Source organism: Nocardia acididurans (genome assembly GCF_016741815.1).
Lineage (GTDB): Bacteria > Actinomycetota > Actinomycetes > Mycobacteriales > Mycobacteriaceae > Nocardia > Nocardia acididurans.
Genome location: NZ_JAERRJ010000002.1, coordinates 383,250 through 397,833, shown reverse-complemented (window position 1 = coordinate 397,833; position 14,584 = coordinate 383,250). Strand labels below are relative to the sequence as shown.

Below are 14,584 nucleotides of genomic sequence, written 5' to 3'. Positions count from 1 at the left end.
TGCACAGGGATTCCGCTGCCGAGGAGCTGGTCCGTCATGGCGGACGGTGCGTGGGAATCCCGGTCTGTCGCGTCGAGGCGGGAACCGGACCTCACCGCCGGTTCCCGCCTCGCGCTGGTATTGCTGGCCGAACGACCGGAGAGATCAGTCGCCGACGACGCGCGGTGGAGCGTTGAACGAATTCACCGCGCCGACCACCGCACCCACCGCGGCGCCTGCCATGGCTGCCGGTACGACGATCATGGCCGCTCCCGCTGCCGCGCCGATGGCCGGGCCACCGACCAGGCCGACGGGGAACAGCGGCAGGCCGACCACCAGACCGGCGGCCGCGCCGACTGTCGCCGACGTGAGCGCGAACGGGGCTGCCGAGGCCGCGCCGAGCGCCGCTCCCACTGCCGCGGTGCCGACGGTCTGGCCGGCGATGCGGTCGGAACGGCTGCGCTCCATGCCGATCGAATCGAGGAAGGTGGCGAGATTCGCCTCGATCTGAGCGGCATTGTCGTTGATCTGGATCGCCTGCTCGGAGTCGATCCAGTTCGGGGCGTCGACGACCACGTCACCGAACCGGAACTTGCCCGGCGGTGGTGCGATCGGCGGCACCGCGGCCACGGGGACGGGTGCGTGCAGCACGCCGACCGGGGCCAGGTATTTCTTGTCGGGCGCCGGACGGGACCACTGGATGGAGCTCTTGGTCTCGTCGGGGATGTTCAGGCCCTCGTACGGCATCACATTGGGCGAGTCGGCCGCGGGCCACTGGGGCGCGTCGTCGTGCTGCGCCACCGGATTCACCTCTGCGGGTGCGGCATTGGCGGCGCCGGTTCCGACGATCGCCAAGACTAGCGGTACGGCGCCTGCCGCGACCACATTGCCGACCTTGTTGCGATGCGGGTTGAGAGCTCTGTGCTTACCTGCGGCCATGCACGACCTTTCGTCCGGGGAACATCGACGCCCGACATTCGGACCCGTCGGTCAACTGGATTGGTCTCGCGCCGGATGTCCGAAAAGCCTTGACCTAGCCGAGCGTTAGCCAAACATCTTCGACAAGACAAGAAAGGGCCGGAATCTCCTGGTAGGAGATTCCGGCCCCGGGCAAAACGGAAATCACGCGAGCATTGCCGGCGCGCCGCGACTTTCCTATCCTGGACGGCCGCTTCAGCAGCCCCGGGTCCACGGGAATGTCATCACGTGCGTGAGCGATGCCCCCGGATCACTCCTCGACGGAGGTCTCCGCGACAGCCTCGACGCCCGCGTCCTCGGACGCGACGGGCGCGCCCTCGGTGGCAGGAGCCATGTAGCCGTTCACCGCGCCCACGGCCGCACCGATGCCCGCGCCGATGGTGGCGGCGGGAACGGCGACGAGCGTGACGGCGGCGGTAGCGCCGACGGCCGGGCCGAAGACCCAACCGGCGGGAGCGAACGGCGTACCCGCCATCGCGCCCACGAAGCCGCCCATGACACCGGCGGCCACCTCGAGCGGCGCCGCCACGGCGACGCCGACGCCCGCGCCGACGGCGGCGGTGCCGATGGTGCTGGCCGCGATCCGGTCGGAGCGGCTGTGCTCGAAGCCGGCCGAGTCGAGGGTGCGGGCGAGGTCGGCTTCCGCCTCTCCCACCAGGGTGTTCACCGTGGCGGCCTGTTCGGCGGTGAGCCAGGACGGAATGTCGACCTGGGTGTCGCCGAAGCGCAGCTTGCCCTCGGGCGCGATGATGGGCGCCACCTCGGACACCGTCATCGGATCGGGGGCGCGCAGCTGCTGCACGTCCACTGCCGCGAGCGGGCCGTTGGGGATGGCTCGCACCCCGGTGGCCGAATTGCGGTCGACCAGTGCCGGTCCGGCCACCGCGGGCTCCACGCCCTCGGCGACGGGTTCGGTGCCCGCCGCGCTCTCGGTGACGCCGTCCGGATTCGCCTCGGCGGCCGCGGCTTCGGTGTCGAGGTACCCGCGCACCCCGTCGGCGAGACCGGGCGGCAGCGGAAGCTCGACCGGCCCGAACGGCGAGTCGACCTTCACACTGGGGTCTTTGGGTTCGGCCGGGGAGACCGCGGCGGGCGCGGAATCCTCTCCCGGAACCGGTTCGGCGGAGGCGGTTCCGGCCGCGGCGAGTGCCGTGACCAGCGGCAGCGCACCCACGACGGCAAGGGAACCCAAGCGCCGCCGCCGCGGCGAAATCTGATCAACCTGTTGGCGTTTGCCCATGGATGACCTTTCTCAACGAATGTCAACAGATGTATGACATTCGCTCCGGCACGCCTGCCGGATAGGTCGGGAACTCACCCCGCTCGCGACGCGGGTGTGCCCGGGGGCAAATCAGGCCGCAGGTCCGGCCTTCGTGTTCGCCACGGATTTGCCGTTGCCCGAAGGGGTTTCGCCGCCGAGCTGTTTGTGAAGTTCGAGCGCCTCTTCGGGAGAATCCAGAGCCTCCAGCGCGAGTCGCGCGAACACCCACTGCTCGGTGGCGGCCATCTGCCCGCGGTGCCGGCCCAGGAAGGAGACGAACCACTCCAGCACGGTGACGAACCGGCTGCGGAATCCGACCAGGTACCACAGGTGCAGCGCCAGCCACGCCAGCCAGGCGATGAAGCCCGAGAACTCCAGCTTGCCGACCTGGCAGACCGCGCTGAACCGCGACACCGTCGCCATGGAGCCCTTGTCGAAATACTTGAAAGGCTTACGCTCCGCGGGCTTTTCGCCCTTCAGCCCGGCCTTGATGGCCTTGGCCGCGTAGGTGCCGCCCTGGATCGCGCCCTGCGCCTGTCCGGGTACGCCCGGCACGGACATGAGGTCGCCGACCACGAAGACGTTCGGATGCCCCTTGATGGTGAGGTCCTGCTCCACGATCACGCGTCCCGCGCGGTCGGTTTCGGTGCCGTCGGACTTCTCGGCGAGCAGCTTGCCCAGTTCACTGGCCTGCACACCGGCCGACCACACCTTGCACGCGGATTCGATGCGGCGCACGCCGTCGCCGTCCTTGATGGTGACGCCGCGCGCGTCCACATCGGTGACGAGCGCGTTGAGCTGGATCTCCACGCCCATCTTCTCGAGCCGCTTGTGCGCCTTCATGCCGAGCTTGGGACCCATCGGCTTGAGCACGGCGTCCGCGCCCTCGACCAGGATCACCCGGGTGTCGCGCGGATCGATGTTGCGGAACGAGCCCTCCAGGGTGCGGTCCGCGAGTTCGGCGATCTGCCCGGCCAATTCGACGCCGGTGGGGCCCGCGCCGACGACGACGAAGGTCATGAACCGGTCGCGGGTCTCCTGATCCTTGGCCAGTTCGGCCTCTTCGAAGGAGCCGAGAATGCGCGCGCGCAGTTCCAGCGCGTCGTCGATGGTCTTCATACCCGGCGCGTACGTCGCGAAGTGGTCGTTGCCGAAGTAGGACTGCTGGGCGCCGGTGGCGACGATGAGGGAGTCGAACGGCGTGACGTGGTCCTGGTTCAGCAGCCGCGAGGTGACGGTGTTGTTCACCAGATCCACATCGTGCACGTCGCCCATGATGACGCCGACGTTCTTCTGCTTGCGCAGCACGATGCGGGTGGCGGGCGCGATCTCGCCGACCGACAGGATGCCGGTGGCCACCTGGTACAGCAGCGGCTGGAACAGGTGGGTGGAGGTCTTGGAGATGAGGGTGATGTCGACGTCGGCCTTGCGCAGGTGCTTGCAGGCGAAGAGGCCACCGAATCCGGATCCGATCACCACTACGCGGTGGCGCTGGTCAACCTGTCCATCGGCATTCATCTAGTCCCTGCTCCTCGCCCTACGGTGAAACTCCGACCTCACGTCCTAACCGTAGTACGGCGTGAGGTACGACGACCAATCAGGACCAATCGGGAAACGGACGATCGCGACATCCCACTCGAAAATACAATATGGGCGGTCGATCAGGGAGCTGTGGCGCGTTTCCCGATGGTCTCGATCTTGTTTCCCGTCAGCGTCCCGCGAAGAGCATGCGCGCCACCCGCGTGGTGGTCTCCGCGCCGTCGGTGTACCCGCCGTCCGAGCCCTGATCGGTCATGATGGCCAGCGTGTAGCGCTCATCCGGCCCGGCGAATCCGACCGAGTTGACCACCCAGCCGCCCTGCTCGGCCGACCAGCCGTTCTTCAGCCCCGGCCGCATCGACGCGCCCGCGCCCCACACGCCCCAGTGCTGATTGATATCCACCTGGCGCATGCGATCGGTGAGGTAGTTGCGATCGTCGGGATGCATGCGGGTGAGCACGTTCTCCATCAGTCGATCCAGATCCGCCGGCGTGCACTGCTGGAAGCCCCAGTCCGGGAACAGCTTGAACTGCTCGACCGCCGCGGTAGGCGGGAACGGCACCAGGCCCGTCATGCCATTGGCGCGGAAGGCGTTCTGGAAGGCCATGCGGTCGATGCCCGCGTACTTGTTCCAGAGGATGTCGGCGGCATTGTCGTTCGAGGTTGCCAGCATGGATTCGAGCAGGTTGCGGTCGCCGCCGTCGAGGTTGATGACGCCTGCCCGCGCCCGATTCAGCAGATCCTCCGCGATCGCCAGTTTGATGGTGGAGGCCGTCCAGAACATGGTGTCGGCATTGGCATTCCGATAAACGCCGCCCGTAACCCGGTCGCGCACCACGTATCCGGTGACTCCGGGGCGGGTGCGCAAATAGTTGTCGACCGCGCTGATGCGATTGGACATATCGCAGTCGAATCCGCCCTGGCAGGTCTGGGTGGCGACGGGCCACGCACCGGCGGAGGGCACGACTAACGGCGCGGCCGGAATCAGGGCGGCGGCGGCTAGAACGGAAGCGGAGGCGGCCACGCGGTTGCGCCGGGCCATCGGAGAACGCACGGTGGAACACATTAGACATCACAAAGCCCGTTTTGCACGTCTTGAGCTCCGCCGCTGCGTGTGCTACCGAAATTCCAGTGCCGCAGTGGCTTTCGACAAACGGTCGGCGCGCCCCCGCGGTGCGCGCTCGAGTTCAGCGGAATGCCGCGCGTAGTTCCTCGATACTGCGACCGTTGAGGCGATAGCAGTGCTCGAACGCCTCGCTGTGATGATCCTTCGCCCACGACTGTAGGACGACGCCGCGGCCGTAGTGCCGTGAGTTGATGAGCTCCCAGCGGTCCCCCACCCGGCGGACCGTGAACCCGGCTCTGGGAACCAGGGGAATCACCGATGCAGACATCGACCCGAACCAGCCTTTCTCACCACACTCGACCTCCCCCGAAAAGCACTGTCGCATACCACACTCGAAATGCGGGGTGACGCGCCCTAGCAAATCGGAGGCATGTGGCGGGTGCCACACGGCGAGCCGTGCGGCCCGGTGTTTGCATGTCGTTCGCCGACTGTATAGACACAGCGGGTGCACATTCATCGTGCCGAGCGTGCCGACACGCTCGCCGACGCGCTGGCCGAGCTGCTCGCCGAACCGCTCGGCGATCCGTTCACCCCGGAAGTGGTCGCGGTTCCGGCCAAGGGGATCGAACGCTGGCTGAATCAGCGGCTGGGCACCGCGCTGGGCACCACCGGCGGCGGGGACGGCATTTCGGCGAATATCGACTTCGCGGATCCGGCGGGACTGGTGGCGGCGGTGCTGGCCGAAGCGACCGGTATGTCTCCCGAGGAGGATCCGTGGGCTCCCGAGCGGCTGGTGTGGACGCTGCTGCCGGTGCTCGACGCGGTGCTGGATGAGCCGTGGGCGTCGGTCCCGGCACGCCATTTGGGACATGGGAATCCGTCGGGTTTCCGGGTCGGGCGGCGGTATGCGACCGCGGCGCGGATCGCGGAACTCTTCGGTAGCTACGGGACGCAACGGCCTGCCCTGATCACGGACTGGGCGGCCGGTGACGACACCGACGGCGCCGGGAATCCGCTGCCCGAGGATCTGCTGTGGCAGCCGCAGCTGTGGCGCAAGCTGCGCGCCGCAGTGGGTGTGCCCAGTCCGGCCGAACGTTTGGAATCCGCGTGTGCCCGCCTGCGCGAGAATCCCGGTCTCCTCTCACTGCCGGAACGGATTTCGCTGTTCGGCGTGACCCGATTGGCTACCGACCAGTTGGAAGTCTTGTCGGCGCTGTCGGTCGGCCGCCAGGTCCACCTGTGGCTGGTACACCCCAGCCCGGCCCTGTGGACCAAACTCGCCGACGCCGAGGTCATCCCGAACCCCGGTGTGCGCGTACGCCATCCACTGCTGGCCGCGCTGGGCCGCGATATCCGCGAACTGCAGCAGCGACTCTCCGCCTACGACCACATCGACACCTACCACCCGCAACCCCCGGCGAACGTGGACGGCCGCACGCTGCTGTCCGAGCTGCAGGCGGCGATCCGGCAGGACCGGTGGTCGCTGCTGCCGGATGCCGCGCTGGCGGACGGTTCGATCACCGTTCATTCCTGCCATGGTCCCGCGCGGCAGGTGGAGGTGCTGCGGGACGCGCTGCTCGGAATCTTCGGGGCCGACCCGACTTTGGAGCCGCGCGATGTGATCGTCATGTGCCCGGACGTGGAGAGTTACGCGCCGCTGGTGCGGGCGGCGTTCGGGCAGTGGTCGCTGGACGGGGCCGAACCGGGACATCCGGCGCACGGGCTGCGGGTGCGGCTGGCCGACCGGGCGCAGCGGGCGGTGAACCCGCTGCTGGGCGTGGTCGGGACGCTGCTGGAGCTCGCCGACGGGCGGGTCACGGCCACCGAGGTGCTGGATCTCGCTGCGGCAGAACCGGTTCGGCTGCGCTGCGGGTTCGACGAGGACGATATCGAGCGACTGCGGGAGTGGGCCACCGAAACCGGCGCGCGATGGGGGATCGGGCTGCGGCAGCGGCAGGCGTTCGGGCTCGGCGATTTCGCGCAGAACACGGTGAACGCGGCCGTGGACCGGATCCTGCTGGGCGTGGCGGCGGGCGAATCCGGTGAGGACTGGCTGGATTTGGTGCTGCCGCTCGACGACGTGGACAGCAATGACATCGATCTGGCCGGGCGGTTCGCGGAATTCGTGGACCGGCTGGCCGTATGCCTGCGGGATCTGCGCGGGTCCACGCTGGAGGAACCGGCGGGGTCGGCGCGAGCCGCGGCGGAGTGGGCCGCCGTGCTGGGGCGGGCGTTGGATCTGCTCACCGATGTGCCGCGCGGACAGGCCTGGATGGGCGTGCAGGCGCGCCGGGAAATCAGTGGCGCGCTCGAGCACGCGGGACAGATTCCCTTGCGGCTCACCGATATTGCCGCACTGCTGACCGCGCGGCTCTCGGGCCGTCCGTCGCGGGCGAACTTCCGCACCGGGGAGCTGACCGTGTGCACCATGGTGCCGATGCGGTCGGTGCCGCACCGCGTGGTGGTGCTGCTCGGACTCGACGACGAGGTGTTCCCGCGCGCGGGCGGTGTGGACGGCGACGACGTGCTGGCGCGGCACCGCTGCCCCGGCGACCGCGATCCGCGCAGTGAGGACCGCCAGCTGCTGCTGGATGCCATCACCGCGGCCGGTGAGCGACTTGTGCTGCTGCACACCGGATCCGATCCGGTCAGCGGGGCGCATCGCCCGCCCGCCATCCCGCTGGCCGAACTTCTCGACACGGTGCGCGCGCATATCGGCGCGGACGCCATCGACCGGGTCGTCACCCGGCATCCCCTGCAGCCCTTCGACAGTCGCAACTTCCGCGCCGAAGCTCCCTTCAGTTTCGACACCGTGGCCCTGGGCGGAGCGGTCGCCGCCGGGCAGGCTCCGAAGCCGCGTCCGCTGTTCCTGGCCGCCGGTGCCCTGTCCGGTGTCGAACGCGGCGATGTGGAACTCGCGGATCTGGTGGCCTTCACCGAACATCCGGTGCGCGCATTCCTGTGGCAGCGCTTGGGAATTCGTGTCCCCGAGGAAGAGGAGGAGATCGCCGACCGCCTGCCCATCGAGCTCGACGGCCTCACCAAATGGAATATGGGCGAGCGCATGCTGGCCGCCCGCCTCACCGGCGCGGACGCGAATATTCTGCGCGCGGCCGAATGGCGGCGCGGCACGCTGCCGCCGTTCGCCCTCGGCGCGGCCGTCCTCGACGAGGTGGAGACCACCGTCGACCGGCTGGTCCGGGTGGCTCAGCCGCTGCACGAAATTCCTTCCCGCACAGTAGATATCGCACTCGATCTCGGTGACGGCCGCCGCCTCACCGGTACCGTCCCGGACGTCCACGACGACGCCCTGCTGCGCACCACCTACTCCCGCCTGGCCCCCAAGCACCGTATGGCCGCCTGGGTGCGCCTGCTGGCCCTGGCCGCCACCGGCGACCACCAGTCCTGGCGGGCCATCACCATCGGCCGCGGCAGGATGTCGCGCCCCGCCTGGCAATCCACCCTCACCGCCCCCAACGCGCCCCTGGCCCGCACCCTGCTGCGCGACCTGGTGCACCTGCGCGACGAGGGCCTGGCCGAACCGCTCCCCATCGTCCCCGCCGCCTCGGCCGCCTACGCCGAACGCCGCTGCCAGGGTTCCTCCCCGGCCGACGCCCTGCTGGCCGCCGAACACGAATTCGACGGCGGCAAGGACGGCCCCGGCCGCTTCGGCGAACACACCGACCGCTACCTCCGCTACATCCTCGGCCCCGCCCCCCGCTTCCACCTGCTCACCGAGCACACCGAGGCCACCGGCCCCGACCCCGAACCCACCCGCTTCGGCACCCTGGCGCGCCGCCTCTGGAATCCGTTGCTCGCCAACGAGAATCAAGGCCAGCCATGACGACCCACCAGCCCGGCACAGCACTCGGAAGGCGCGGATGACCGACGAACTCTTCTCGATCACCGCCCCGGACGTCGAGCCCCGCCCCGCCACCCGCTCCCGCCGCCGCGGCGACTCCTCCGGCGGCGAGGCCCGCCCGCGCCGCCAGGATGTGCAACCGCCCGACGAAGAGTCCGATCTCCTCGCCTTCGAGACCCCGCGGGCCGCGACAGCGCCTGTCGAAAGCGCTTCGGGTGCACCGGCGGAGCGACCGGACCAGGTGACCGTGGCGGAAGATCCGCCCGCGTCGGCGGGAGAGACCGTGCGGGTCGGGCCGGACGCCGAGGCTGATCCTGTGATGGCCGCCCAGTATTCCGCGGCAGGGTCGGACGGTCAGGCCCGAGCGACGAGCCTCGCCGAAGAAGGACTGTCCGCCGCGCTGCCGGATCCGAACGAGATATCGATGGGGTCCGAGGTGGAGGATCAGTTCCGCTGGGAGGTCGGCACGTTGCCAGACAGTGGCCGTCCGGGAGCCGGGGCCACGGTGGCGAGCGCGATGACCCACGAACCGAGCGCTGCCGCGGAGCTGCCGGACGATGTGCCCGGTGCACCGCTGTCCCATGATTCGACCGGTGACGAGATCGGATTGTGGGCGGCCGCGGACGATTTCGCCGCGGCGGGCGGCGTTTCCGGGGAGTCGGAGGAGACCGGGAATCGGTTCGAGCTGACAGGGCCGCTGCCGGTGGGGACCACGGTGCTGGAGGCGAGCGCGGGAACCGGCAAGACCTATGCGATCGTCGGATTGGCCGTGCGATTCGTCGCCGAGGCGGGGATCGATATCTCGCAGTTGCTGCTGGTGACGTTCAGCCGGGCGGCCACCCAGGAGTTGCGGGAGCGGACGCGGGATCGTTTCGTGACTGTGGCTGCCGCACTGGGTGATCCGGAACGCGCGCGGGCCTCGGAGGACGAGCTGGTGCGGTTGCTGGCGCACGCGAATCCGGGGGAGGTGGCGGTGCGGCGGGAGCGGCTGCTCACCGCGCTGTCGGATTTCGACGCGGGCACCATCGCGACCACACACAGTTTCTGCCAGCGCATGCTCGATGAGCTGGGCCTCGCGGGGGAGCAGGAGCCCGGTGTGCGGTTGGTGGAGGGCATCGAGGATGTGGTGTCCACGGTCGCCGACGACCTGTACCTGAGCCGGTACGCGCGCACGGAAGCGCCGTTCGCGCCCGCGGACGCGCAGCGGCTGGCCTCTGCGGCGGTCGGGGATCGGCAGGCGCTGCTGGTGCCCGAGGCCGGGAGCGAGGAGGATCCGGCGACCGAGCGGGTGGCGTTCGCGGCGGCCGCACGGGCGGAAACCCAGCGGCGCAAACGGCTTTCAGGATTGCGCGACTTCGACGATCTGCTGGTGCTGCTGCACGAGGTGCTCGCCGATCCGGAGCACGGACAGCGGGCGTGTCAGCGCATCCGGGACCGGTTCCGGGTGGCGCTGGTGGACGAGTTCCAGGACACCGACCCCCTGCAGTGGGACATCCTGCGGCGGGCCTTCCACGGGCACGCCACGCTGGTGCTGGTGGGGGATCCGAAGCAGGCGATCTACGCCTTCCGCGGCGCGGAGGTGCTGAGTTATCTGGATGCGGTGGCGCATGCCGACAGCCGTCGCGAGCTCACCACCAACCGGCGCAGTGACGCCGGGCTGCTGGCGGCGCTCGAGCATCTGCACGGCGGAGCGGCACTGGGGCACAAGGAGATCACCGTGCACCGGGTGGCCGCTACCCGGCCCTTCACCCGGCTGTCGGGTCCGCCGGAGCAGATTGTTCCCCTGCGGCTCCGGTGTTTTCCGCGCACGGGCGCGGGATCGCTGAACCGGTCCGGGTTTCCGACGGTCGGGCGGCAGCGGGAGCGCATCGCGGTGGATGTTGTCGCCGATATCGTGCGGCTGCTGGAATCCGGGACGCACATCGATGCGGGCGCGCAGGGGCGACGCCCGGTCGGGCCTGGCGATATCGCCGTGCTGGTGCGCAATCACAAGCAGCTGGACCTGGTGCGCAAGGAGCTGGAGCGGGCCGGCGTGGCCGCCGTGCTGACCAGCGGCGCAAGCGTTTTCGGTACGCCCGCCGCCGCGGAATGGCTGTGGGTGCTGCACGCCCTGGAACAGCCGCATCGCGCCGATCGGGTGCGGCTCGCGGCGGGAACCGCGCTGCTGGGGGTGTCCGCCGACGAGATCGACTCCGGCGGAGCGGATCTGGTGGGACGGCTCGGCGCCGAACTGCGGGACGCCGGAAGGCTGTTCGCCCGCGCGGGTTTCGCCGCCGTCTTCGAGAAGATGAGCGCGGCAACGAAACTGGCCCCGCGCCTGCTGGCACTGGAGGGCGGCGAACGGCAGCTCACCGACCTGCGGCATATCGCGCAGCTCCTCGACGAGGCCGCCCTGCGCGAAGGTTTGGGCCTGACCGCGCTCACCCGCTGGCTGGCCGATCACGTGCGCGACCCCGCCGCGGGCAGTGTCGCGAACCGCAGCCGCCGCCTGGACCGGGATGCCGAGGCCGTGCAGCTGGCCACCGTGCACGCCAGCAAGGGGCTCGAATTCCCGGTCGTCTACCTGCCTTTCGCGTGGGACGCCGCCAAACTGCGCAACCCGCCGACCCTGCTGTTCCACGATGAGCAGGGCCGTCGTGTCCTCGATGTCGGCGGTCAGGAGGCGGCCGGATACAACGCGCGCAAACTGCGTGCCGAGACCGAGGAGGCCGCCGAGGAACTGCGCCTGCTGTATGTGGCGCTGACCCGCGCGGGCGCACAGGTGGTGGCCTGGTGGGCTCCCGCGTTCGACACCCAGACCTCGCCCCTGCACCGCATGCTGCTGGGCCGGGAACCGGGCAGTCCGGCAGTCGCGGACAAGGCTCCGGTTCCCGCGGATTCGGTGATCCTGGAACACTTCTCGGCGTGGGCGGCCACCGCCGAACCGGGCGTGATCGCGATCGAACCACTGCGGGACGCCACCCCCGCCCGCCTGCGCCGCGCCGACACCGGTACCGATGCCGAGGAATTGCGCGCCGCCCACTTCGACCGCACCCTCGACCAGGATTGGCGGCGCACCTCCTATTCCGCGCTGACGGCGGGCGCGCACGACGCCATGCCCGCCGGTGACCAGCCCGACGGCCGCGGCATCGCCGACGAACCGGCCACCCCCACCGAAATCGTCGCCGAGGCCGACGCTTTCGCGGGCGCGGCCCCCTCCCTCATGAACGACCTGCCCTACGGCGCGGAGTTCGGCACCCTCGTGCACGAGGTGCTCGAGTACGTCGACACCGACGCCGTCGACCTGGCCGGGGAGATCCGTGCCCGCTGCGAGCACGCGGTCGCCGAGCAGATGTTCGACGCTGACCCGGAACTCCTCGCGAGCTCCCTGCTGGCGGTCATGCACACCCCCATCGGAATCGGCACCCTCGCAAGCATTCCCACCCGCGACCGCCTCAGCGAGCTCGACTTCGAGGTGCCCCTCACCGGCGGCGACACTCCCACCGCCACCCGCGTGACGGTCCCGCACCTCGCCACCCTGCTGCGCCGCCACCTGCCCGCCGACGATATCCTGGCCCCCTACGCCGACCAGCTCGCCCACCTCGACGACACCCCGCTGCGCGGCTACCTCACCGGCAGCATCGACGCCGTACTCCGTACGCCCGGACCACGTTTCGTCGTCGTCGACTACAAGACCAACCGGCTCGGCACCGGCGACCTCACCGTCGCCCACTACACCCGCGACCGCATGGCCGCCGAGATGATGCGCTCCCACTACCCCCTGCAGGCCATCCTGTATTCCGTTGCCCTGCACCGCTACCTGCGCTGGCGTCTGCCCGGCTACGACCCGGCCACCCACCTCGGCGGCATCAAGTATCTGTTCGTCCGAGGCATGATCGGCCCCGAAACCCCGGACGGCTGCGGCGTTTTCGACTGGCACCCACCCGCCGGACTGATCATCGAACTGTCTGCCCTGCTGGCAGGCGATACAGAGGTGCTGCGATGACCTCAATCCAGTTGGCGCAGCGCGGAACCGGAGTCCTGCAGACCTTCAATGCGGCGGGTGTGCTGTCGGCCGCTGATCTGCATGTGGCACTGCGGCTCGGACGGCTCGGCGGGGAGCAGTCCCTGCCGGTGCTGTTCGCGACCGCGCTCGCCGTGCGCGCGGTGCGTTCCGGGTCGGTATGCCTGGAACTGCGGCGGATGCACGAGATCGGTGTGGACGCCGAGGACGGGGAGAGCGTTATCGACCCGTCCACGCTGCCGTGGCCGAATGTGGACATGGTGATCGACGCGCTGCGGGTCAGCCCGCTGGTGTGTGGGAGTCCCGCCGGGCCGCTGCGGCCGCTGCGGCTCATCGATCCGCCCGCCGGATCGGATTCGGGGCCGTTGCTGTACCTGGACCGGTACTTCCGGCAGGAGGAGACGATCCGGGAGGTGCTGACCGCGCGCGCCGCCACCCACCCCATGGTGGACGCGGAACTCGTTCGGCGGGAACTGGATCGGCTGTTCCCGGAGCAGGACAGCGCCGAGGAGCCCTTCGATCGGCAGCGGCTGGCGGCAGCGCTGGCGGCGACGCAGTGGACGACCGTCATCGCGGGCGGGCCGGGTACCGGCAAGACGCACACCATCGCGCGGGTGCTGGCTCTGCTTGTGGCACATCAGGAATCCGTGCCGCACGCGCCCGCGCTGCGGATCGCGCTGGCCGCGCCCACTGGCAAAGCCGCCGCACGCCTGCAGGAATCGGTGCGCGAGCAAGCCGGTGACATCGGCCTGCCCGAACTGACCGCCGCCACCCTGCACCGCCTGCTGGGCTGGCAGCGCGGCGGCGCGGGACGCTTCCGGCACAACGAGTTCAACCGCCTGCCCTACGACGTGATCGTGGTCGACGAAACCTCCATGGTCTCGCTGACCATGATGAGCCGCCTGCTCCCCGCCGTCCGCCCCGACGCCCGCCTGGTACTGGTCGGCGACCCCGATCAGCTGGCCTCCGTGGACGCGGGCGCGGTGCTCGCCGACCTCGTCGCCGGACCTGTTCCCGGTAAGGCGAATCCGGTGCTCGACACCATCCTCGGTGGCGAATTCCAATCCACCGCAACTCATCCCGGCGTCCTCACCCCTCGCGAACGAGACCGCCTGCGCGGCGGCATCGTCCGCCTCACCCGAGGCCGCCGCTTCGGCGGCCGCATCGCAGACCTGGCCGTGGCGGTACGCAACGGCGACGCCGACACCGCGGTGGAACTCCTCCGCGCGGGCGGCGACGAACTGTCCCTGCACTCGCCGGACGATATCGACGACGTACGCGCCAACGTCCTGCGTGCCGCCCGCGCGGCCACGGACGCGGCCCTCGCGGGCGAGGCCACCGAGGCCCTGCACGCCCTGGAATCCCACCGCCTGCTGTGCGCCCACCGCCAGGGCCCCTTCGGCGTCGAACGCTGGGATCGCCTCGCCGCGAGCTGGGTCCAGGGCGCGGGCATCAGCTTCGACCCCGGCCCCGGCCACTGGTACCCCGGCCAGCCGCTGCTGGTCACCGCCAACGACCACGAGGCCCGCATCTACAACGGCGACACCGGCGTCATCGTCAAAGCCCCCGACGGCACCCTGCGCGCCGCCCTGCAACGCGGCACCGAACCGTATCTCGTCCACCCCACCCAGTTCCCCGGCGTCACCACCGTCTACGCCATGACCATCCACCGCAGTCAGGGCAGCCAGTACGACGTTGTCTCGGTGGTGCTGCCCGGCCCCGAATCCACCCTGCTGACACGGGAACTCCTCTACACCGCCATCACCCGCGCCCGCACCCATGTGCGCGTCCTGGGCACCGAGGATTCCATCCGAGCCGGTATCGCCCGCCGAGTCCTACGAGCCAGTGGCCTCCGCACCTAGCCGGTGACTCCGCCCGGCGGGTCCGTTGACGATC

8 protein-coding genes are annotated in these 14,584 nt (G+C 69.9%); 3 read left to right on the top strand and 5 right to left on the bottom strand.

Annotation, left to right across the window (positions count from 1 at the left end):
• Positions 1-144 precede the first annotated feature (144 nt).
• The 5 genes from JK358_RS06185 to JK358_RS06165 form a co-directional block, all read right to left on the bottom strand.
• The gene (locus JK358_RS06185) at positions 145-918 is read right to left on the bottom strand and encodes a hypothetical protein (RefSeq protein WP_232850824.1); all 774 of its coding nucleotides are present in this window, start codon (positions 916-918) and stop codon (positions 145-147) included.
• A gap of 289 nt (positions 919-1,207) precedes the next feature.
• Complete coding sequence (locus JK358_RS06180) at positions 1,208-2,197, bottom strand: hypothetical protein (protein WP_201944660.1); 990 nt, start codon at positions 2,195-2,197, stop codon at positions 1,208-1,210.
• A 111-nt stretch (positions 2,198-2,308) separates the two neighbouring features.
• Positions 2,309-3,736 (bottom strand): NAD(P)/FAD-dependent oxidoreductase, encoded by a 1,428-nt coding sequence (locus JK358_RS06175; protein WP_201944658.1) that lies wholly within the window; start codon positions 3,734-3,736, stop codon positions 2,309-2,311.
• 190 nt (positions 3,737-3,926) lie between these two features.
• The gene (locus JK358_RS06170) at positions 3,927-4,823 is read right to left on the bottom strand and encodes a serine hydrolase (protein WP_201944656.1); all 897 of its coding nucleotides are present in this window, start codon (positions 4,821-4,823) and stop codon (positions 3,927-3,929) included.
• Between the two features lie 121 nt (positions 4,824-4,944).
• Complete coding sequence (locus JK358_RS06165) at positions 4,945-5,151, bottom strand: hypothetical protein (protein WP_201944654.1); 207 nt, start codon at positions 5,149-5,151, stop codon at positions 4,945-4,947.
• Between the two features lie 177 nt (positions 5,152-5,328).
• Between JK358_RS06165 and recC the strand changes: the two genes are divergently transcribed.
• From recC to recD, 3 genes are read left to right on the top strand one after another with little or no spacing between them, the layout of a single operon-like run.
• Positions 5,329-8,667 (top strand): exodeoxyribonuclease V subunit gamma, encoded by a 3,339-nt coding sequence (gene recC / locus JK358_RS06160; protein ID WP_201944652.1) that lies wholly within the window; start codon positions 5,329-5,331, stop codon positions 8,665-8,667.
• A 37-nt stretch (positions 8,668-8,704) separates the two neighbouring features.
• Positions 8,705-12,670 carry a UvrD-helicase domain-containing protein gene (locus JK358_RS06155; RefSeq protein ID WP_232850823.1) on the top strand — a complete coding sequence of 1,322 codons (3,966 nt, stop codon included), beginning with the start codon at positions 8,705-8,707 and terminating at the stop codon, positions 12,668-12,670.
• Positions 12,667-14,550 (top strand): exodeoxyribonuclease V subunit alpha, encoded by a 1,884-nt coding sequence (recD, locus tag JK358_RS06150; RefSeq protein WP_201944650.1) that lies wholly within the window; start codon positions 12,667-12,669, stop codon positions 14,548-14,550. Before JK358_RS06155 ends, recD begins: the two co-directional genes overlap by 4 nt.
• Positions 14,551-14,584: the final 34 nt, after the last annotated feature.